Below are 21,180 nucleotides of genomic sequence, written 5' to 3'. Positions count from 1 at the left end.
GTTCTCCTGCATCGCGGGAGGACTTGGCTATGACGGTGGTGGCGATGAGCCATGGCGAGCTTTCGAGATATGACACGCTGCTTCGCTTCGAGCGCGGCGAGTTGCGGGTCGAAGATGCGGCCATGTTGCTCGGTATCTGTCGTAGGCAGGTCTATCGGTTGCTCGGCCGATTGCGTGCCGATGGTCCTGAGGCGCTCGTTTCCTGGAAGCGCGGTCACCCAAGCAACCGTGCCTTCAACGCGGAGCTTCGCACCCGCGTTGTCGGACTGGTTCGCGAGCACTACCATGATTTTGGGCCGACGCTGGCGGCCGAGTATCTTGCTGAACGGCACCAGATCGTCATTTCGCACGAGACGTTGCGCAAATGGATGATCAAGGAGGGTTTCTGCAAGGATCGCGATGCGCGTCGCCCGCGACCATATCAACCCCGCTACCGACGCGACTGCCGCGGAGAGTTGATTCAGGTCGATGGCTCGAAGCACTGGTGGTTCGAGGATCGCTGCCCGCAGTGCACGCTGCTGGTCTACATCGACGACGCGACCAGCGAATCGCCGGAGCCAACGCGTTCCTGCCGGGCTACATGGCGCGCCACAACCAGCGGTTCGCCAAAGCGCCGTACGACGCGCGCGATCTGCACCGCCCCCTCGCTCCGCACGATGATCTGCGCGCCGAGATGGTCTGGCGCGAGCAACGCACGGTCACCGCTGCGCTGACGCTGCATTACACAACAAGGCGCTGTTCATCCTTGAGCCCACCGAGATCAGTCGGCCGCTGGCGGGCAAGCGGGTCGAGGTTTGCGAATATCCCGATGGCGGACTCGAGATCCGCTGCGGGGAGCATGCCCTCCCCTACCGGATGTTCGACAAGATCCGGCAGGTCAACCAGGCGGCGATCGTCGAGAACAAGCACCTCGATGCGGCGCTGATGATGGCCAAGCTGATGCAAGAGCAGCTGCCGGCGCGGAAGCGCAACAACAACGAGCCGTGTCGTCGTTCGCAACCGAGCCACATGTTCCCGGTTCCCGCTCAGCAGGGCGAGGCACCGGTCAAGCACAAGCGGGGACGGCCTCCCCTTCGTCGGCTCACGCCGATCGAGGCGGCACAACGGATGCTGGAGCGGTGTTGAGGGTGCCCACTGCCTTCGCAGCGGGTCCGGGGTCTATCACCCCGTGACCTGCGCACCAGCAGGGGCTGCGCTGCGCTAGATCGAGGGCTCCACGCAGCCCCTGCTGCATCAAGCCGTGACATCTCTATCTGGCCGAAATAGTGTCTTCTCTAATTTGCAGAAACAAGGACGCGGTTTCGCCATGACATCGGTCACGGACTTCCCCCGAAAAAATCCTGACAGATCGACCCCAGATCCGGTGGATCAATTGCAGCGCTTGCTGACCATCATGGCTCGGTTGCGCGATCCGGCGACGGGCTGCGAATGGGATCGCGCCCAGTCGTTCGAAACGATCGCACCTTACACCATCGAGGAAGCCTACGAGGTTGCAGACGCAATCGGTCGCGGCGACGTCGGTGATTTGCGTAGTGAACTTGGCGATTTGCTCTTCCAGGTCGTGTTTCACGCGCGGATGGCCGAAGAAGCCGGCCACTTTGCCTTCGGCGACGTGGCCTGCGCCATTGCAACGAAAATGGAGCAGCGCCATCCGCATATCTTCGGCAACCCCAGCGATGACTTGACGAGCGTGCCAACCGGGCGGGAGCAGCGGTGGGAAGCGATCAAGGCTGCCGAACGCGTCGAAGCCGGGGCAACGAGCGCGCTCGATGGCGTGGCGCTTGCCCTGCCCGCGCTCATGCGCGCCGAAAAGCTTCAGAAGCGCGCTGCACGGGTCGGTTTCGATTGGCCCGATCCGACTGGACCGGCTGCCAAAGTGGTGGAGGAAATGAGCGAATTGGCTGAGGCCCGAACCCAGGCCGAACGGATCGAGGAGGCTGGTGATCTGCTGTTCGCAGCGGTCAACCTGGTGCGCGCCAATGGGGTTGCGCCCGAGGACGCGTTGCGCGCGGCCAATGCCAAGTTCGAACGCCGTTTTCGCGCAATGGAGGCTCTGGACCCGGCCTTTGCAAACCTCACGCTGGATCAGCAGGAAACGCTGTGGCAGCGCGTGAAGGCGCTAGAGCCGGGTGTATCGACCCAGATCACGCAAGGCTAAGCGCACGCGGATCTTCAGAGCCGTGGTGCCAGCGCTGTCTTCGGTGGGTTCCTCGGCCAGGACTTCGCCATTGGCGTGAAGCCAGGCAATCCGTTGGCCGTCGGCAAGCGGGATGATCAGGTCGAGTGTTTCCGCCCCGCCGGTCAGCATCGCCGCGATCTTGCCGATCAGGGCGTCCTGCCCTTCCCCGGTCAGCGCCGAAATCGGCACCACCGGCACACCGGCGATGTCGGCGTCGATCAAGGCCTGCCGTGTGGCGCGATCTTCCTCGTCGAGCAGATCCCACTTGTTCCATGCCTCGATCATCGGGATCGGCGGCGTTTTCTCGTCACCGGCCACGCCCAGGTCTGCCAGCACCATTTCGACTTGGCGTTTCTGCGAGGCCGTGGCGGGGTTGGCGATATCGCGGACATGAACGATCAGATCGGCTGCAGTCACTTCCTCGAGCGTGGCGCGAAACGCTGCGACAAGTTGCGTTGGCAAATCCGAAATAAACCCCACGGTGTCGGACAGGATCGCCTTGTCGAGCCCTGGCAGGCGCACGCTGCGCATCGTGGGATCGAGCGTGGCGAACAGCAGGTCTTCGGCCAAAACGCTGGCGCCGGTCACGCGGTTGAACAGCGTGGACTTGCCGGCGTTGGTGTAGCCCACCAGCGCAACGATCGGCCAGGGAGCCTTCTTGCGGCGATCGCGGTGCAGCCCGCGCGTGCGGCGAACTTGTTCGAGTTCGCGCCGGATCCGCGCCATGCGGTTGCGGATCAGCCGGCGGTCGGCCTCGATTTGGGTTTCGCCCGGACCACCGAGAAAGCCGAATCCGCCGCGCTGCCGTTCGAGGTGAGTCCAGCTTCGCACCAGACGCCCGGCCTGGTAATCGAGGTGCGCGAGTTCGACTTGCAGCCGGCCCTCGGCCGTGGCGGCGCGTTCGCCGAAGATTTCCAGGATCAGCCCGGTGCGGTCGATGACCTTGCGTTTGAGCTTTTCTTCAAGATTGCGCTGCTGGATCGCCGAAAGCGAGCCATCGACCACGACCAGTTCGGCATCGGACTGGTTTGCGGCAACGACCATGCGCTCGACCTGGCCCTCACCGAACAGCGTGGCCGGGCGGACCGCGCGAATCGGGAGTACGAACGAATCGACCACTTCGATCCCGATCGCGCGCGCCAGACCCTCGCCTTCTTCCAACCGGGTTTCGGCGTTTTCAGCCAGACCACCGCCACGCGCGCGGATATCGGGAAGTACCACGAGCGCACGGGCACCACGCGAAACCTCGTTGTAGAGGTCCTTGTTCGCGCCCGTTTGTCCGGTCTTCTTTTCGCCTTCTGGTCGATTGGCGCCCTCTGGGTGATCGGTCAGCGGCTGCTGTCCTCTCCGTCCCAATCACCGCTCAGGTCGACATGACCGGCGGGCTGGATCGTCGAAACCGCGTGCTTGTACGCAAGCTGCACATAGCCTTCGCGCTCAAGCAGCATGCAGAACAAGTCATAAGCCGCGACTTTGCCCTGCAGCATCACGCCGTTGACCAGGAACATCGTGACCGACACGCCCGCATCGCGCACGCTTGAAAGGAACACTTCCTGCAGCAGCCGCGGTTTGCGACCGTTGTCATCGACCGGCGCCTGGAATTGGCTGACGGGGATCTGCGCGCTTGGCATGATTGTCGAGATCGCGTGCTTGTAGACCAGTTGCGATTGGCCATCGCGGCGCAGCAGGATCGAAAAATTGTCGAACCAGGTGACGATGCCCTGAAGCTTCACGCCCTTCACCAGGAACATGGTTACCGGCATCTTGTTGCGGCGCAGCAGGTTGAGGAACGCGTCCTGCAGGTTCTGGCCCTTGCCGCTCGATGCGGGCCCGGGCGACGCTGCGGCGCTGGTAGATGCAGGCGCCGTTGCAGCGCCTGTTTCGCCCTGATCGGAATCCGACGGCGCAGTTTCAGCTTGCGGTTTTAGGCGAGCGGACAAAGTTTTCCCGGTCATCTGTGATGGCTCCTTTGCTTATTGGCGCGTCCTCGCCCCATTCGGGAACAAGAACTACGCAATCAGGCACGGGACGAATCATTCGATCCGCCATGTGCCGCTTATTCGCCCATACGATATGGCCTGGGCCCCGGGACGTAAACGCTCAAATTGCCATCGGTTCCCGAATCTTCAGTCGATCACTTCGTCTTCGCGCCGATCGACCATACCCAGTAGCTTGAGCTTGCGATGCAAAGCCGACCGTTCCATGCCGATAAAGCTCGCAGTTTTCGAGATATTTCCCGAAAAACGGCGGATCTGGACGCGCAAGTATTCGCGTTCGAAATTCTCGCGAGCTTCGCGCAAGGGTACGCCCATCAGCGCCGATCCGCCCCCCTCGCCGCCCATCGGACCCGAGACGATCTCGGTCGGCAGCATGTCGGGTTCGATGCGGGCGAGCCGTTCGCGCGGCGCGAGAATGATCGTGCGCTCGACGACATTGCGCAACTGGCGCACATTTCCCGGCCAATCGTAGCTTTGCAGCGCGGCCATCGCCTCGGGCACGACAGCAGGCGGCGGAATGCCCTGTTCGGCGGCGTAGCGGGCGAAGAAGTGATCGACCAGCGCCGGAATATCGTCCCGTCGCTCGGCCAGCGCCGGGATCGTCACGGGCACCACGTTGAGCCGGTAATAGAGATCCTCGCGGAAACGTCGTTCGGCGATTTCGACTTCGAGCGGGCGCGATGACGACGAGACCACGCGCACGTCGACGCGGATCTGGCGATGCCCGCCCACCCGCACAAAGCTTTGTTCGGTCAGCACGCGCAAGATCCGCGCCTGGCTCGAAGCTGGCATTTCGGCCACTTCGTCGAGGAACAGCGTGCCACCATCGGCCATTTCGAGCAGGCCCGCGCGGATAAGCTTGCCGTCGGCCTCCTCGCCGAACAGTTCCTGTTCGAAACGTTCGGGCGTGATCCGCGCGGAGTTGACCGTCACGAACGCGTTTTGCGCGCGCGGGCTCCAGCTATGGAGCAGTCGTGCGGCAACCTCCTTGCCCGAACCCGATGGTCCGGTGATCAGCAACCGGCTGCCGGTGTTGGCGATGCGCTTGAGCGTGGCGCGGACCTGGTTGATCTGCGCGCTGCTGCCGGTGAATTCGTCGGCCATCGCAAAGCCCTGCCGCAGCCGCGCGTTTTCACGGCGCAAGCGTTCGGTTTCGGTGGCGCGTTCGACCAGCAGCAGCAGCCGCTCGGCCTCGAACGGCTTTTCGATGAAATCCATCGCCCCGCGTCCGATTGCCGAGACCGCGGTGTCGATATTGCCGTGGCCCGAGAAGATGATCACCGGCAGTTCGGGTTCGCGCTTCTTGATCTCGTCGAGCACTTCCAGCCCGTCCATCGGGCTGCCGTGAAGCCACACATCTAGCAACACCAGGCTGGGCCGGCGTTCGTCCACCGCGGCCAGTGCGGCGGTGCTGTCGCCGGCGAGACGGCAGCCATAGCCCTCGTCGCTCAGCACGCCCGCCACCAGTTCGCGGATGTCGCGCTCGTCATCGACGATGAGGATATCGAGGGGCATGGGTCTGGTCCTGGTTGGGGGTAATGTCATGTAAGTTGGGTCATTCTGACTGGGTCATTCGGCAGCGGCCGCGGATTGGAATGGTGCATCGCTGGCTGAAAATTGCGCGTTGCTGCGAGCGAGCGGATCGCGTGCGAAGCGCATGGTGACGCGCGTGCCCCCGCCTGGTTCGGGGGTGAACGCCATTTCGCCGCCGTGTTCCTCGACGATCTTGCTGACGATTGCGAGGCCGAGGCCGGTGCCGCGTTCGCGCGTGGTGACGTACGGTTCGAGGATGCGATCACGTTCGGGCGGAAGGCCCACGCCGTTGTCGGTCACGCTGACGGTCACGCTGTCGCGGTCGCCTGCCAGCGTAACCGCGACGCGGCCGCGATAATCGATGTCCTCGCGCGCCGCGCGCGATTCGACCGCCTCGACCGCGTTCTTGAGCACGTTGGTCATAGCCTGGCCGATCTGATGCCGATCGCACGCGATGGTGATGTTGGGTTCGTCGCAGGCGAAGCTGAAGCCGATGTCGCTGCGCGCAACTTCCTGCAGGAACAGTGCCTGGCGCACGAGATCGTTGGCATCTTCGGTGCGGAACACCGGCTTGGGCAGCCGCGCGAACGACGAGAATTCGTCGACCATCTTGCGCAAGCTGCCGACCTGCCGGATGATCGTGCTGGTCAATTCATCGAACAGTTCAGGATCGACGGTGATCTGCTTGCCATAGCGCCGGCGCAGGCGTTCGGTGGCGAGCTGGATCGGGGTCAGCGGGTTCTTGATTTCGTGCGCAATGCGCCGCGCCACGTCGGACCAGGCGGCGCGGCGCTGGTCGAGCAATTGCGCGGTAATGTCCTCGAAGGTGATCACGTGCCCGTTGGCATCGGCCACGATCTTGACCGCCAGCGTCCGCAAGTCGTTGTCCTTGCTGTAGTGGATCAGGCCCGAAGGCCGATCCGTCTCCAGCATCTGGGCAAGCTGCGGCGACAATTGCGCGAGCGGAATGCCCAGCGGGCGCGGTGCGGCGCTATCGAGCAACAGCCGCTGCGCCGAGGTGTTCATCAGCAGGATCGCGCCTTCGGCGTCGATCGAGATGATCCCGGCGGTGATCGCTTCGACCACTGCCTCGATGAAGGCGCGGCGTTCCTCCAGCTTGGCGTTGGCGCCAACCAGCGCCTGCGTTTGCCCTTCGATCTGCGCGGTCATGCGATTGAACGCACGGCTGAGCATGCCGATTTCGTCAGCTCCGCCACGCGGCGGCACGCGCATCGCCAGGTTGCCGCTGCCCACCCGCCGCGCCGCGAACACCAGTTCGGCCAGCGGCGCCACCTGCCGGTCGGCAATCCGCAACGCCAGCCACACGGACAGCCCGACCAGCGCCAGGCTGATCGTAAGCAGCGCGAAGTTGAAGCGCAATTGCAGCGCGGCGGCACGACTGATCAGCTCGCCATAGGCCTTGAGCACGCTTTGCGCGCGCTCCCACTGGCTGAGCGCGAGCGCATCCGAATTGCGCGCGGCATAAAGATAAATGCCGCGCGTTCGATCGAGCGCGGTCACTGCCTCGATACGCTGCTCGCTCGGGGTGACGACGACGGTTTCGCCCGCATCGATCCGGCGCAGTTCTTCGGGCGTGACGCGCTGACGCTCGGTCACCTTTTCGGGATCGACGATCGCGGCGATATGCAGCGCACCGTCGGGCGATTTCTGCAGGATGGCGGATTCGTTGAGCCGGCGGCTGACAACCTGGAACGAATAGCCTTCGGCAAAGGCCGGGCTGCTCATCGAAGCCTGGTCGAGATAGGCGTGGAGATCGCCCGCCATCGTTACGGTTTCGTTGCCGACATCGCGCAAGTTCTGGTCGTAGTAACCGCGCGCCAGCTTGTTGGCATTCTCCAGCATCCCGCGCGAATTGTCCGAGAACCAGAACTCCACGCCCGACTGGAACAGAAGCGACGCGAACAACACTACCAGCAAGGTCGGGATCGCAGCGACGAGGGAAAACAGCCAGACCAGCCGCACGTGCAACTGGCCATTGCTGGCAACCAGCCCGCGGCTTGCGCGGCGCAGTGCCAGCCGCCGGCCCCACAACACGAGCAAGGCCATCGCCGGCACCAGCGTACCCACGAGCAGGCTGGTGGTTGTCCGCGACGGCAGCAGCCGTGCCTGCGAATGGCCGCTGCTGATCGCCAGCCAGGCGATGACGATCATCATCGACAGCGCGGCGGCAGAGACCAGTTCGAACAAAAAGAACACATTGGCGCGGCGGGCGGTAACCAGCAGCCGCCGTCTCCAGCGTGGCATTCGGCGGGCGGTGCGCGCGATCAGAGTGGCCATCGTTGCCCGGAAACAACACCACTGTTGCCCAAATGCAAGCACTTTCCGTCGAACCGATCAAGTCCGGGCGGTGAATTGCTCCGGATCGACCGAAAGTTCGCTCAGCCGCTTGCGCAAGGTGTTGCGATTGATGCCGAGCAACTGCGCCGCGCGCAACTGGTTGCCGCTTGTTGCGGCCAGGGCGTGTTCGAACAGCGGGCGTTCCCAAGCGGCCAACGCTTCATCATACAGACGACCGACGGGCGGCTTGGCCCCGGCCAACCATGCGCTGAATGCGGCGTGGATACCGCCTGCCGGATTTCCCGTTGTCTGGGCGGGCTCGCTGACGCCTTGCGATCCGAACAATCCCTCGATCGTAGCGACGTCGATCACATCATCGCGCGACAGCAGCGCCAGACGGAACATCACGTTGCGCAATTCGCGCACGTTGCCGCGCCACGGTTGCTGCGCCAGCAACTCTGCGCCGGCGGCCGAAAGCTGCCGGCGCGGCAGGCCTTCTGCCGCCGCGCGCGACAGGAAATGCCGCGCCAGCGCCTCGATGTCGTCGCGCCGTTCGCGCAAAGCCGGCAATTCGATCGGCACGACCGCCAGCCGGTAGTACAAGTCCTCGCGGAACTGCCCGGCCGCGATCAGGGGCATCAGGTCGCGGTTGGTGGCCGCGACGATCCGGCAATCGAGCGTGATTTCCTCGGTCCCGCCCACGCGGCGCACCCGGCCCGACTGGAGCGCACGCAGCAGCCGTGTTTGCGCATCGATCGGCATGTCGCCGATTTCGTCGAGGAACAGCGTGCCTCCGCTCGCCTGCTCGAACTTGCCGATCCGCCGCGCCACCGCGCCGGTGAACGCGCCCTTCTCGTGTCCGAACAGTTCGCTTTCAATCAGATCGTGCGGAATGGCTGCGGCGTTGACGGCCACGAACGGCCCCCTCGCCCGGCTGCCGAGCTGGTGAATAGCTTCGGCCACCAGTTCCTTGCCGGTGCCCGATTCGCCCAGCACCAGCACGGTCAGATCGTTGCGCAGCACGCGCGTAATCATGCGGAACACCGTCTGCATCGGCGCCGATCGGCCAACCAGCGGCAAGCCTTCGAGCGCTTCGTCGTCATCGTCGTCGATGCCCTTGCCATCGCCCGAACCGATCGCCTGGCCGACCGCGCGGACCAGTTCCTCCAGATCGAACGGCTTGGGAAAGTATTCGAACGCGCCGGTATCGCTGGCGCGCACCGCGGTATCGAGCGTGTTCTGCGCCGACAGGATGATGATCGGCATGTCGGGCCGTTGCTCGCGGACGGTGCCGATCGTGGCGATGCCGTCGCCGTCGGTCAGCATCACGTCGGTCAGCATCAACGAGAACGGGCCCTTGGCCAGCAGGCGATCGCGCTCGGCGATGCTTTCGCAACTGCTGACGCTGTAGCCTTCAGCCTCGAGCGCCGCCGTGATCACCAGTGCGATCGAGGCGTCATCCTCGACCATCAGCACGCTTTTGGGCATCAGCCGCGCTCCGCGTTCGGGCCGAGCCCCTTGGCGACGGGAAGATGGATGCGAAAATGCGTCCAGCCGGCCGGCTCTTCGCGATCGTGCGTGATCCGGCCGTCCATTTCGCGCACCAGTTTCTGCACCAGTGCCAGGCCCAATCCCTGCCCTTGTTTCTTGGATGTCACGAACGGTTCGAAAATGTGATCGCTTAACGCTGGATCGATGCCTGGCCCGTTGTCGCTGACCCGCACTTCGATCGGCAAGCGCAGCGGGCTGTTACCGGGGCCGCGGTGCAAGGCGATCCCGCTGGCAAAGCGCGTCCGCACGCGGACCCTGGGTTCCCTGACCGGTGCACTGGCCTCGCGCGCGTTTGCAAGCAGGTTTAGCAGCACTTGCACCAGCGAATCTGGGTTGCACATCACTTGCGGAAGCGATGGGTCGAACTCCTCCTCGATCGACACCGCATGCGCGCTGGCTGCCGAGATGACCGCCTGTGCACGGCGCATCGCCTCGTGGAGGTTGCAAGGCCGCATCGGATCGGTGCTGCGCCGTGACAGCGTCTGCATCTGGTCGATCAGCTTGGCGATGCGATCGACTTCCGATGTAATCAGGTCGGTCAGCGCACGGTCCTTGGCCGGAACGGTGCGTTCAAGCAATTGCGCCGCGCCGCGAATACCGGCGAGCGGGTTCTTGATTTCATGTGCCAGGATTTCGGGTGCGCGGACGACATGATCGCCGCCTCCCCCCGCGCCCGCACCGTCACCGGTCAACGCTTCGACGCCCAGCGGTTCGTTCAGCACCAGCATCTGCCAGCCCGGAAAATGGAGCACCGGCGCGGTCATCACGTCGAATTGGCGCATCGGCTGGCCATTGATCGAAACTTTCGCGGCTCGGGCGAACAATTGCGCATCGCCCTCGCCGATCCGCTGCATGATCAACGGTTCACCGAACGACAGCAGCGAGGCAAGCGATCGCCCGACAAGGCGCCGCGCCCCCTGCCCGGTCAATTGCTCGGCCGCCGGGTTGGCCGAGGCGATCGTCACGTCGGGCGCAACCAGCAGGCATGCAAGCGGCAGGCTGGCAATCAGCCGCGCCGAATCGGGCCGCTTCCAGTCCGCCGACCCACTCATGCGGGGTTGACTTGAAAACATCCGCTCATGCGGCTGCGCGCGATTCCGCCGGCTGGCCCAGCATCGGACCATAGAACCGACCGAGCGAGGCAATCACTTCGCGCGGATCGTCGACGAAGTTCACGCGATTGCGGAATTCGGCCGATCCGGGCAATCCACGCGTGTACCAGCCGAGGTGCTTGCGCGCCATTTTCACGCCGGTCTCGTTGCCATAATGGCTGAGCATCGCCTCGTAATGCTCTATGATCAGGGAGAATTGATCGGCCAATGCAGGGTCTGACAAGCGTTCGCCCGTGCTCAACCAGTGCATGACCTGGCCGAGCAGCCACGGCCGCCCATAAGCGCCGCGCCCGATCATCACGCCATCAGCGCCGCTTTGTTCGAGTGCGGTTGCGACATCCTCGATCCCGCAAATGTCACCATTGACGATGACCGGAAGCGACACCGCCTCTTTGACGCGCCGCACGAACGCCCAGTCGGCCGAGCCCTTGTACATCTGGTTGCGCGTTCGGCCATGGACAGTGATCAGCTTCGCGCCCAGATCCTCGGCAATCCGCGCAAGTTCGGGCGCGTTGAGGCTGGCATGGTCCCAGCCCATCCGCATCTTTACGGTAACGGGCACATCCACGGCCTTGACCGTTGCTGCAATAAGCGCGGCGGCCAGCGGCAAATCGCGCATCAGCGCCGATCCGGCATCGCCGTTGACCACCTTCTTGACCGGGCAGCCCATGTTGATGTCGATGATCGCGGCGCCGCGGTCGGCGTTGAGCCTGGCCGCTTCAGCCATTTCATGCGGCACGCAACCCGCCAGTTGCAGCGAGACCGGCTCCTCTGCCGGGTGCCACGCCGCCTTCTGCAACGATTGCCGGGTTTCGCGGATCATCGCGGGCGAGGCAATCATCTCGGTAACGTTCAGCCCCGAGCCGAACCGCCGAACCAGCGTGCGGAACGGCATATCGGTCACCCCGGTCATCGGCGCCAGGATCACCGGGCAGCCGACGTGGATCGGCCCGATCGAAAGCGGCGCCAGTTTGGGCGGGGTCGGAGCGGAAGTAGCGGTCATGGGAACCAATGTTGCCTAAAAAACAGGCAGCGCTTAGTCGATTGCGGTCCGCACGGCAAGGCTGGTAGAGGCGGCGACGATGGCAACTGTCCCCTCACCCAGTTTTGCAAGCACCGCAGCGGTGGTCGTCGCCGCGGGCCGTGGCATGCGTGCGGGTGGCGCGGTGCCCAAGCAGTTCGCGCAGTGGCGCGGCCAGCCACTGCTGCGTCATTCGCTCGAAGCGCTGGTGGCCGCCGGCATTGCTCCGATCGTGGTGGCCATTCCCGAAGGCGGGGACGCGTTGGCCCAGGCCGCAGCAGCGGGGTTGCCCGGTATCCGCTTCGTGACCGGCGGAGAGACCCGGCAGGACTCGGTGCGCGCGGCGCTTGAAGCGATGGTTGGTGAGCCGCCTGCAAACGTCCTGATCCACGATGCGGCGCGGCCAGGATTGCGCATTGCGATGATCGATCGGCTGATCGCTGCGCTGGACATTTCGCCCGGCGCGATCCCGGTATTGCCGGTGGTCGATAGCCTGGTGCGCGGCGAAGGCGGGATGATGGCCGAGCCGATTGCCCGAGAGGTGCTGCATCGCGTTCAGACCCCGCAGGCGTTTCGCTTCGCCGCAATCCTCGGTGCGCATCGCGCGTGGCAAGGCCCGACCACGGCCGGGGACGATGCCCAGGTAGCAGTTGCGGACGGGCTGTCGGTTGGGCTGGTCGAGGGCGACGAAGCGCTGCACAAAATTACGTTTGCTTCGGATTTCGACAATCAATCGCAGGAGCGCCCCGCACATATGAACTTTCCCCGGATTGGGCCCCGAACTGGCTTGGGCTTCGACGTCCACCGCTTGGTCGAGGGCGAGGAACTGTGGCTCTGCGGCGTCAAGATCGAACACTCGCGCGGGCTTTCAGGCCACAGCGATGCCGATGTGGCGATCCACGCGCTGGTCGATGCGCTGCTCGGCGCCGTGGCTGCGGGCGACATCGGCGATCATTTCCCGCCGTCGGACCCGCAATGGCGCGGTGCCTCGTCCGACCAATTCCTGGCGCACGCGGCCAAGCTTGTCGGCCAGACCGGCTACCGGATCGGCAATGTCGACGTGACGATCATCTGCGAAACCCCGCGTATCGGCCCGCACAAGGCCGCGATGGTCGCTCGAATCGCTGAAATCCTGGTGATCGGCGCAGATGCGGTCAGCATCAAGGCCACCACCACCGAACGGTTGGGGTTTGCCGGTCGCGGCGAAGGCATCGCTGCGCAGGCCATCGCCACAGTTATCCCGGCAGTTATCCCGGTTTCCTGAGAGAGACACACCATGGACCACTTGCTCCCCGCCGCGATCGCCGAACTCGCCGAACGCGTGGTCAAGGCAAACATCGCCGCTGGACGGTGCCTTGCGGTGGCTGAAAGCTGCACGGGTGGCCTCGTTGCCGCAGCAATCACCGAAGTGGCCGGTTGCTCGACCGTGTTCGATCGCAGCTTCGTGACCTATTCGAACGAGGCCAAGCAGGACCTGCTCGGGGTTTCGGCGGACCTGATCGACACGTTCGGCGCGGTTTCGGCTGCGGTGGCCTGGGCGATGGCGCAAGGCGCGTTGCAGCACAGCAATGCCGATGTGGCGGTGGCGATCACCGGAGTGGCCGGGCCCGACGGCGGAACGGTGCAGAAGCCGGTCGGCACTGTCGTGTTTGCGCGCGCGGTGCGCGGCCAGCCGCCCGAAGCGTGCAGCGCCGAAGTCAGGTTCTTTGAAAACGCCAGGACCCGGTCCGAAGTGCGCCAGGCCGCCACGATCGTCGCACTCGAACTGCTGATGCCCGACGCGAAAGTCGAATCCGGCTGCGCTTAACCGCGACCGATCGCCGATGGCTGCGTGTAAAGTGCTGCAGCGCGCGCCTCGAATGCACCGACCATGCGCCGCAGCGCACGGTCTAGGTGCTGGCCGGCCAGCCGTTCGAACAGCGCATTGCGAAAGGCGAAATCGACTTGGAAATCGATGCGGCAATTGTGCGCGTCGATCGCCACGAAGGTCCAGTCGTTCTCCAGCCGCTTCAACGGGCCGTCGAGATATTCGACCCGGATGGTCGCCGGGCGTTGCTTGAGGACGCGTGAAGTAAACTTTTCCTTCAGCGCGGCGAACCCGACGAGCATGTCGGCCACCATCTCGGTCTCGCTATCGGACCGCACCCGCGTCGCCACCACCCACGGCAGAAATTCGGCATAGCGCGCGACGTCGGCCACCAGATCGAACATCTGGTCGGCGCTAAACGGCAAATAACGGGTTTCGGCGATCCGCGGCACGATAATTACAGTCCGGGGAGAGCTTTTTGCGCAACCTTGGCCAGTTGCGCCTCACGCGTCGCGCGCATGGCGCGGAAATCGTCGCCGGCGTGGTAGCTCGACCGGGTCAGCGGGCTCGCCGCGACTTGCAGGAAGCCTTTCGCGCGCGCGATCGCGCCGTAAGCGGTGAAGGCCTGCGGGGTCACGAAATCGATGACCTTGGTATGCCTTGGCGTGGGCTGGAGATATTGCCCCATCGTCAGGAAATCGATCCCCGCGCAGCGCATGTCGTCCATCACCTGGTGAACTTCGAGCCGCTCCTCGCCCAGCCCAAGCATCACGCCCGACTTGGTGAAGATCCGAGGATCGTGCCGCTTGACCTGTTCGAGCAAGCGCAGCGACGCATAATAACGCGCGCCGGGCCGGATGGTCGGGTAAAGTCTTGGCACGGTTTCGAGGTTATGGTTGTAAACGTCTGGTCCGGCGGCAACAATTGCCTCGACCGCCGATTCCATCTTGTTGCGGAAATCGGGAGTGAGGATCTCGATCGTGGTCCGCGGCGTTTCGCGCCGCAGCGCTTCGATCACCCGCACGAATTGACTGGCGCCGCCATCGGGCAGATCGTCGCGATCGACCGAGGTGATGACGATGTGCTCAAGCCCCAGTTTGGCCGCCGCTTCGGCCACGTGGCCCGGTTCGCTCAGATCGACAGCGCGTGGCATCCCGGTCTTGACGTTGCAGAAAGCGCAGGCGCGCGTGCAGACATCGCCCAGGATCATCACCGTGGCGTGCTTCTTGGTCCAGCATTCGCCGATGTTCGGGCAGGCCGCTTCCTCGCACACTGTGTTGAGCTTGAGATCGCGCATCAACTGGCGGGTTTCGCCATAGCCCTTGCTGGTCGGTGCCTTGACGCGGATCCAATCGGGCTTGCGCTGACGCGGGAGGGCTTCGGCTGTAAGGGTGCTGGTGGTTGCTTCGCTCATTCTGCGCAGATAGGCCGTTCGGCGCGCGCTTGCCAGTGTGATTTGGTGATATCGTTCGCCGATGGGCCGGCGGCTTGCCAGCACCGATTGTGCACTGCAGTAGGCGCGTATGACCGATTCTTCCTTGCCCGTCCCCGTCACACCCGAACTCGATCGACTCGTGACGGGTTACCGTCGGTTCCGCGATACGGGGTGGACGCCCAAGCTTGAACGCTGGCGCCAGTTGCGTGAGAGCCAGAGCCCCGAGATCATGGTCATCGCCTGTTCGGACAGCCGGGTCGATCCTGCGCAGATCTTCGATACCGATCCCGGCGAAATGTTCGTGGTCCGCAACGTGGCGGCAATGGTGCCCCCGTTCGAGACCGCGCCCGGCCACCATGGCGTTTCGGCCGCGCTTGAATTTGCTGTGCAGATCCTGGGGGTGCGCGAGATCGTGGTGATGGGCCACGGCATGTGCGGCGGCTGCCGCGCTGCGTTGACCGAGGAAATGCGCGGCGCCGAACGCGGCGAAGGTGGCTTTATCGCCGACTGGATTGCCATGCTGGACCACGTCCGCGATCCGATCGTGGCCGAATTCGGCACCGAGGGTCGCGCTGCGGAACGGGCGATGGAGCAGGCCGGGGTCAAGGTCAGCCTGGCCAACTTGCGGACATTCCCCTGCATCCGCCGCAAGGAGCGCGAAGGCACGCTGCGGCTGCGCGGCGCATTTTTCGCAATTTCCGACGGGCTGCTGCACTTGCTGGATGAAGCCGACGACGCTTTCTACCCGGTCGACTGACCAAGCCCGATGGCATCACACAAGATGCCATCACACGAAAGGGGCGGCTTCCATCCGGAAACCGCCCCTTTGGTTTAGCTCTGAACGCCCTGGATCAGCCGGCTTTGCCAACCGCCTTGGCATCGAGATATGTCGACCAGAGCTTGGCAATCGGTGCGCTTTTTCCGGCAACGGTGCCGAAAGTGGCCTTGGCTTCAGCGGTCTTGCCAGCGTCGCTTTGCGCGATGCCCAGGCGCAATGTCGCCTTGTCCTTGTCTACGCCGCCCTTCTGGATGGCCAGTTTGTAAAGCTCCTCGGCCTGCGCATCCATGCCATATGACAGGAAACCATCGCCGGTGGCCATGGCAAGCACGCCCGTTGGCGATGCTTGCGCGCTTTTGGCGGCGGCGGGCAGCGACGCCTTGTCGGCCGCAACACGGCCGCGCGCCTGCGTCAGCGAATCCGCGACGAAAGTATCGGTGGCGCGCAATGCGCCGGCAGCGATGGCGGCATCACCAACCTTGACGACTTCACCCGGCAGGCGGCGCGGATCGGCGGCCTGCAGGTATTCGACGTATTCGCGTTCGATGTCCTTCGACTTGCCGTTGAGTGCGCCGGTGCGGAACATCAGCCGCGAGATGTCGACCGTGTCTTGCGAACCGTAGTTGCCATAAAGCCGGACGAGCTGCGCAGCGCCAAGCCAGTTGAGCGGCGTCGGGTTGGCGGCCACCATCATCTGCGCCCATTGCACGCCCTCGGTCGAGAGCTTGGGACTGGCAGAGTAGGCAATCGTATTGGCGCGGGTGAACCAGCTATCGGGCACCGTTCCGCCGGCTGCGCGGCGGGCATCGACCGCCACCTTCATTGCGGCCAGGCCCTGCGCCGGCTGGCCTTGCTTGGCATAGGAATCGGCCAGGATTTCAGCGGCGGCATTGTCGGAAAAGTTGCCTGCGACCAGCGGCGTCAGCGCCGCGATGGCACCGGCATAATCCTTGTTGGCGTACGCCGAGTTTCCGAGCTGGAAGCGATAGCCGGGAATGCGATCATCGGGCGCAACGCCGCTGTCGATCACGTTCTGCAAGGCATGCTGCATCAGCTTGGCATCGCCCAGAACCGAACCCACCATGCTGCCCCACTGGCCCAGCAACAGCCGGTCACCCGGTGTCTTGACGGCCGCTTCAGCCACGGCCAACTGCGGCGGCGCACCCGCCATCACAGCCTTCAATTCGCCGAGCGCGGCATCTTTTGCTGCACCGACGGGTGCAGCATTGAACTTGTCAATTGCAGGCCGTGCGTCGGCAAGTGTCTTCTGCAGCGGCGCGGCGGCGGTGGCAAATTCCTTGGAGTTGGCGGTTGCCTTGCCGGCGGGTACTGCGGCGGGCTTGTCCTTGGCCATGGCATCGACGCCGCCGGTGAGGGTTGCAGCAGCAAGCGCCATGCCCAGAGCAACGCGCCCGATCATGCCCGATTTTGCCGAAATGGTGTTGCCCGAATTGGCGTTAAATGCGCGCATCGTGAACCTTCTCCTGTCTGACCCGGACCGCGACGGGATTGAGCCCCCGAAAATCGCGCGTCCTCTCCACACGAATGAGCCGCTACTGGCGTCAAATCATCCGCTTGGCAACTAGCCGGGAGGTAGAAAGTACCGGTTGAACGCCGATTGAACGTTCAGCGTGCGTCCCGTTCAGGCCGCGGTGACGCCTGAATGACAAATGCGGGCCGCAAATGTGGAAAACCGGCCCCTTCCCGCCCGCCCGCAGCCGGCTTCGCTGGTCATCGCCGGGCGATTGTCCTAGTGCCACATGACTGTTTAGAGAAACCGCCTTCTTCCAGGGCTTCTGGCCCCCAACCATAACAAAGCTGGTCCCGTGAGCGACGATACAACCATCATCGATCCCCCCGTTTCCCCGTCTGAACCCGAATATCAGCGGATCGACATCGTCGATGAAATGAAAGCCAGCTATCTCGATTACGCGATGAGCGTGATCGTGGCCCGCGCGCTGCCCGATGTGCGCGACGGGTTGAAGCCGGTCCATCGCCGCATATTGTTTGCGGCGCAGGAAGGCGGCATGGTCGCGGGCAAGCCATACCGCAAATGCGCCAAGATCGTCGGCGACGTGATGGGCAATTACCACCCGCACGGTGACAGCGCGATCTACTTCGCGCTGGTCCGCATGGCGCAGGACTGGTCGATGCGCGTGCCGCTGGTCGATGGCCAGGGCAACTTCGGTTCGATGGACCCGGATGATCCGGCGTCGATGCGCTATACCGAAGCGCGGCTGGCCAAAGTCGCCAATTCGCTGCTCGACGATCTCGACAAGGATACCGTCGATTTCGTCGACAACTACGATGGCTCGCGCCGCGAACCGCACGTCCTGCCAGCGCGCTTCCCCAACCTGCTGGTCAATGGCGCCGGCGGCATTGCGGTCGGCATGGCCACCAACATCCCGCCGCACAACCTGGGCGAAGTGATCGACGGGTGTCTGGCGTACATGGACAACCCGCTGATCTCGCTTGACGAGCTTTGCGAGATCATCCCGGCGCCAGATTTCCCGACCGCGCCGCTGATCCTGGGTCTTTCGGGGGCGCGCAAGGCTTATGCCGAAGGGCGCGGTTCGATCATGATGCGCGCGCAGCACAAGATCGAGGAAGGGCGCGGTGATCGCCGCTCGATCGTGCTGACCAGCATCCCGTACCAGACCGGCAAGAACTCGCTGGTCGAAAAAATCGCCGAAGCCGCCAAGGACAAACGCATCGAAGGCGTCTCGGATATTCGCGACGAATCGAACCGCGAAGGCATGCGCGTGGTGATCGAGCTAAAGCGCGATGCCACAGTCGACGTCGTGCTCAACCAGTTGTGGCGCCACACGCCTGCGCAAGCCAGCTTCCCCGCCAACATGCTGGCGATCCGCGGCGGCCGGCCCGAAACGCTCGGGCTGAAGGACATCATCGAAACCTTCGTGCGCTTCCGCGAACAGGTGATCACGCGGCGCACCAAATTCGAACTCAACAAGGCGCGCGATCGCGCGCATATCTTGCTCGGGCTGGTGGTTGCGGTCACCAACCTCGATGAAGTGGTGGTCATCATCCGTGGCTCGTCCAACCCGGCAATTGCGCGCGAACGGCTGATTGCCCGCGAATGGCCGGTTGGTGACATCGCGCCCTACATTCGCCTTGTCGAAGCGATCGCAGACGATGCTGCCGACGGTTCGGGCCGGCCCTACAAGCTGTCGGAAATCCAGGTCCGCGCGATCCTGGAATTGCGGCTTCACCGGCTTACCGCGCTCGGTCGCGATGAAATCGGCGGCGAACTGGAAACGCTGGCCGTGGCGATTCGCGGATATCTGGAGATCCTGGCAGACCGTCAGAAGCTCTACGCGGTGATGCGGCAGGAACTGATCGAGGTTCGGGCAGCGTTCGCCACCCCGCGCAAATCGCCGATCATGCCGGCGGCCGATGGGATCGAGGACGAAGACCTGATCGAGCGCGAGGACATGGTCGTGACCGTGACGCTCGACGGCTATATCAAGCGCACTCCGCTTTCGACGTTCCGTGCGCAGAACCGTGGTGGCAAAGGCCGTTCGGGCATGGCCACCAAGCAGGAAGACGCGGTGACGACGATGTTCGTCGCGTCCACCCACACGCCGGTGCTGTTCTTCTCGACCGCGGGCAAAGTCTATCGGCTCAAGGTCTGGCGCCTGCCCGAAGGCGGCGCCGCCACGCGCGGACGGCCGGTGGTCAACCTGCTGCCGGCGCTCGACAAGGACGAGACCGTCGCCGCCGTGCTGCCGCTGCCCGAGGATGAGGCAGAGCGGAACAGCTTGTCGGTGGTATTCGCCACAGCGCTGGGCAACGTCCGCCGCAATTCGATGGATGCGTTCGAACGCATCCCGTCGAACGGCAAGTACGCGATCAAGTTCGAAGACGATTCGGAGGACCGCCTGATCGGCGTTGTCCTGCTTAACGAAGCCGATGACGTGCTGCTCGCCAGCCGGCAGGGCAAGGCCATCCGCTTCCGCGCCGACGATGTCCGCGAATTCGTCAGCCGCACCTCCACGGGCGTGCGCGGCATGTCGCTCAAGGCCGGAGACGAAGTCATTTCGCTGTCGGTGCTCCACCGCGTCGGCGTGCAGGATCAGGATGAGCGCGAGGATTATCTGCGCCACGCCGCCTGGAAGCCCGGCCGAGAATCAGACGAGCGTGAAAGCGAACCGACGATGAACGCCGAACGCTTTGCCGAATTGGCCGAAAAGGAACAGTTCATCCTGACGGTCTGTGCCAATGGCTACGGCAAGCTATCTTCGGCTTACGAATACCGCCGGACCAATCGCGGCGGCCAGGGCATCACCAATATCGACAATATCGGCCGCAACGGCCCCGTTGTCGCAAGCTTCCCCACCAGCCAGGCCGACCAGTTGATGCTGGTGACCGACCAGGCCAAGCTGATCCGGCTGCCGCTCGATACCTTGCGCGTGATCGGTCGCGGCACGGCGGGCGTGCGGCTGTTCAACGTTTCGGGCGACGAGCACGTCGTCGGAGCGGTGCGGCTGGCGGAAGAGGCAGACCCCGAGCCCGAGGACACCGCCGATGCGGCAGTGGCCGAAAATCCGCCCGAAACGCCGCCGGACGAATGAACGTGGCGGGCATGAAGATCGAACCCTCGGGTCAGGCGTGCGGCGCGCGCGTGACCGGGATCGATCTTTCGCAAACGCTCGATGCAGCGACCATCGCCACCCTGCGCGCGGCCTGGCTCAAACACCGGGTGCTGGCGTTCGCCGATCAGACGCTCGACGATGACGGGCTCGAACGCTTCACCCAGGCCATGGGCGGGTTTGGTGAGGATCCGTTCTTCGCCCCCCTGCCCGGCCGCAAGAACGTCGCCGCGATCTTGCGCGAAGCTGACGAGCAATCACCGCTGTTCGCCGAAAACTGGCACAGCGACTGGACCTTTCTCAAGCAGCCACCCGCCGGAACCTGCCTGCTGGCCGTCGATATCCCGCCGACTGGTGGCGACACGCTGTTTGCCGACCAAATCGCGGCCTTTGCCGCGCTGCCGCCCGCCGATCAGGCGCGTTTCGCCAAGCTCACAGCGGTTCACAGCGCACGCGGCGCCTATGCCCCCGACGGCACATACGGGGCCAAAGACGCCGGCCGCAGCATGGCGATCCGCCCCAGCGAGGATGCCCGCGCCACGCGGACGCATTCGCTGGTGCACAGCCACCCCGAAACCGGCGAGCGCGGTTTTTTCAGTTGCGCAGGCTATATCGTCGGGATCGAAGGTATGGCTGACGAACAGGCCTTCCCGCTGCTGCGCGATCTGCTCGCCTGGCAATCGCGCGATGAATTCGTCTATCGCCACCGGTGGGAACCGGGAATGCTGATCATGTGGGACAATCGCTCGGTGCTGCATCGCGCCACCGGAGGCTACGAAGGCCACCGCCGAGAGCTGCACCGAACAACGATCAAGGCCTGGAAGCCGCGCAAGATCGGCAGCCTGGGCGACAGGCCCCG

At 64.2% G+C, this 21,180-nt stretch carries 17 protein-coding genes and 1 pseudogene; 8 read left to right on the top strand and 10 right to left on the bottom strand.

Features of this window, described 5'->3' with window-relative positions; genetic code table 11:
• Positions 1-29 precede the first annotated feature (29 nt).
• The 3 genes from Q0R16_RS07390 to mazG all read left to right on the top strand — a co-directional run bounded on the left by Q0R16_RS07390 (position 30) and on the right by mazG (position 2,158).
• Positions 30-713: a helix-turn-helix domain-containing protein gene (locus Q0R16_RS07390; protein ID WP_295634326.1), complete on the top strand. Its 684-nt coding sequence runs from the start codon at positions 30-32 to the stop codon at positions 711-713.
• Between the two features lie 142 nt (positions 714-855).
• A complete protein-coding gene (locus tag Q0R16_RS07385) occupies positions 856-1,125 on the top strand; it encodes a hypothetical protein (RefSeq protein WP_295634323.1) in 270 nt (89 codons plus the stop codon).
• Positions 1,126-1,306: 181 nt separating this feature from the next.
• Positions 1,307-2,158 (top strand): nucleoside triphosphate pyrophosphohydrolase, encoded by an 852-nt coding sequence (mazG, locus tag Q0R16_RS07380; RefSeq protein WP_295634320.1) that lies wholly within the window; start codon positions 1,307-1,309, stop codon positions 2,156-2,158.
• Here mazG and hflX read toward each other — a convergent pair.
• From hflX to dusB, 7 genes are all read right to left on the bottom strand, one after another.
• Entirely contained in the window at positions 2,120-3,400 is a 1,281-nt protein-coding gene (gene hflX / locus Q0R16_RS07375) for a GTPase HflX (RefSeq protein ID WP_295634387.1), read from the bottom strand. The two genes, mazG and hflX, sit on opposite strands and share 39 nt — an antisense overlap.
• Positions 3,401-3,507: 107 nt before the next feature.
• Complete coding sequence (hfq, locus tag Q0R16_RS07370; protein ID WP_295634316.1) at positions 3,508-4,134, bottom strand: RNA chaperone Hfq; 627 nt, start codon at positions 4,132-4,134, stop codon at positions 3,508-3,510.
• Positions 4,135-4,305: 171 nt separating this feature from the next.
• Positions 4,306-5,691 carry a sigma-54 dependent transcriptional regulator gene (locus tag Q0R16_RS07365; protein WP_295634313.1) on the bottom strand — a complete coding sequence of 462 codons (1,386 nt, stop codon included), beginning with the start codon at positions 5,689-5,691 and terminating at the stop codon, positions 4,306-4,308.
• 54 nt (positions 5,692-5,745) lie between these two features.
• A complete protein-coding gene (locus Q0R16_RS07360) occupies positions 5,746-8,007 on the bottom strand; it encodes an ATP-binding protein (protein WP_295634310.1) in 2,262 nt (753 codons plus the stop codon).
• 57 nt (positions 8,008-8,064) lie between these two features.
• The gene (locus Q0R16_RS07355; RefSeq protein ID WP_295634307.1) at positions 8,065-9,495 is read right to left on the bottom strand and encodes a sigma-54 dependent transcriptional regulator; all 1,431 of its coding nucleotides are present in this window, start codon (positions 9,493-9,495) and stop codon (positions 8,065-8,067) included.
• A complete protein-coding gene (locus Q0R16_RS07350; RefSeq protein ID WP_295634304.1) occupies positions 9,495-10,610 on the bottom strand; it encodes an ATP-binding protein in 1,116 nt (371 codons plus the stop codon). Before Q0R16_RS07350 ends, Q0R16_RS07355 begins: the two co-directional genes overlap by 1 nt.
• A 25-nt stretch (positions 10,611-10,635) precedes the next feature.
• Complete coding sequence (gene dusB, locus Q0R16_RS07345; protein ID WP_295634301.1) at positions 10,636-11,673, bottom strand: tRNA dihydrouridine synthase DusB; 1,038 nt, start codon at positions 11,671-11,673, stop codon at positions 10,636-10,638.
• 79 nt (positions 11,674-11,752) lie between these two features.
• On the opposite strand from dusB, the gene Q0R16_RS07340 reads away from it, so the two are divergent.
• Both Q0R16_RS07340 and Q0R16_RS07335 read left to right on the top strand, forming a co-directional pair.
• Positions 11,753-12,955, top strand: coding sequence for a bifunctional 2-C-methyl-D-erythritol 4-phosphate cytidylyltransferase/2-C-methyl-D-erythritol 2,4-cyclodiphosphate synthase (locus Q0R16_RS07340; protein WP_295634298.1), 1,203 nt, complete (start codon positions 11,753-11,755; stop codon positions 12,953-12,955).
• Positions 12,956-12,967: 12 nt separating this feature from the next.
• Complete coding sequence (locus Q0R16_RS07335; RefSeq protein WP_295634295.1) at positions 12,968-13,498, top strand: CinA family protein; 531 nt, start codon at positions 12,968-12,970, stop codon at positions 13,496-13,498.
• Here the strand turns inward: Q0R16_RS07335 and Q0R16_RS07330 are convergent.
• Together Q0R16_RS07330 and lipA are read right to left on the bottom strand one after the other, a co-directional pair.
• Positions 13,495-13,950 (bottom strand): type II toxin-antitoxin system RatA family toxin, encoded by a 456-nt coding sequence (locus Q0R16_RS07330; protein ID WP_295634292.1) that lies wholly within the window; start codon positions 13,948-13,950, stop codon positions 13,495-13,497. The two genes, Q0R16_RS07335 and Q0R16_RS07330, sit on opposite strands and share 4 nt — an antisense overlap.
• A gap of 5 nt (positions 13,951-13,955) precedes the next feature.
• Positions 13,956-14,912 (bottom strand): lipoyl synthase, encoded by a 957-nt coding sequence (gene lipA, locus Q0R16_RS07325; RefSeq protein ID WP_295634289.1) that lies wholly within the window; start codon positions 14,910-14,912, stop codon positions 13,956-13,958.
• Between the two features lie 109 nt (positions 14,913-15,021).
• Here lipA and Q0R16_RS07320 point away from each other — a divergent pair, with 109 nt between their 5' ends.
• The gene (locus tag Q0R16_RS07320) at positions 15,022-15,690 is read left to right on the top strand and encodes a carbonic anhydrase (protein WP_295634285.1); all 669 of its coding nucleotides are present in this window, start codon (positions 15,022-15,024) and stop codon (positions 15,688-15,690) included.
• A 94-nt stretch (positions 15,691-15,784) separates the two neighbouring features.
• Here the strand turns inward: Q0R16_RS07320 and Q0R16_RS07315 are convergent, their stop codons facing one another.
• On the bottom strand, positions 15,785-17,182 hold the full coding sequence (locus Q0R16_RS07315) for a hypothetical protein (protein WP_295634282.1): 1,398 nt from the start codon (positions 17,180-17,182) through the stop codon (positions 15,785-15,787).
• 355 nt (positions 17,183-17,537) lie between these two features.
• Here Q0R16_RS07315 and gyrA point away from each other — a divergent pair, with 355 nt between their 5' ends.
• Positions 17,538-20,303 (top strand): DNA gyrase subunit A, encoded by a 2,766-nt coding sequence (gene gyrA, locus Q0R16_RS07310; RefSeq protein ID WP_295634279.1) that lies wholly within the window; start codon positions 17,538-17,540, stop codon positions 20,301-20,303.
• A pseudogene (locus Q0R16_RS07305) lies at positions 20,300-21,118 on the top strand (TauD/TfdA family dioxygenase); the annotation flags it as partial. The gene gyrA and the pseudogene Q0R16_RS07305, both read left to right, overlap by 4 nt.
• Positions 21,119-21,180 lie beyond the last annotated feature (62 nt).

Origin of the sequence: Novosphingobium sp., from assembly GCF_025351285.1 — a bacterium.
Classification (GTDB): domain Bacteria; phylum Pseudomonadota; class Alphaproteobacteria; order Sphingomonadales; family Sphingomonadaceae; genus Novosphingobium.
This window is presented reverse-complemented; position numbering and strand designations above follow the sequence as displayed.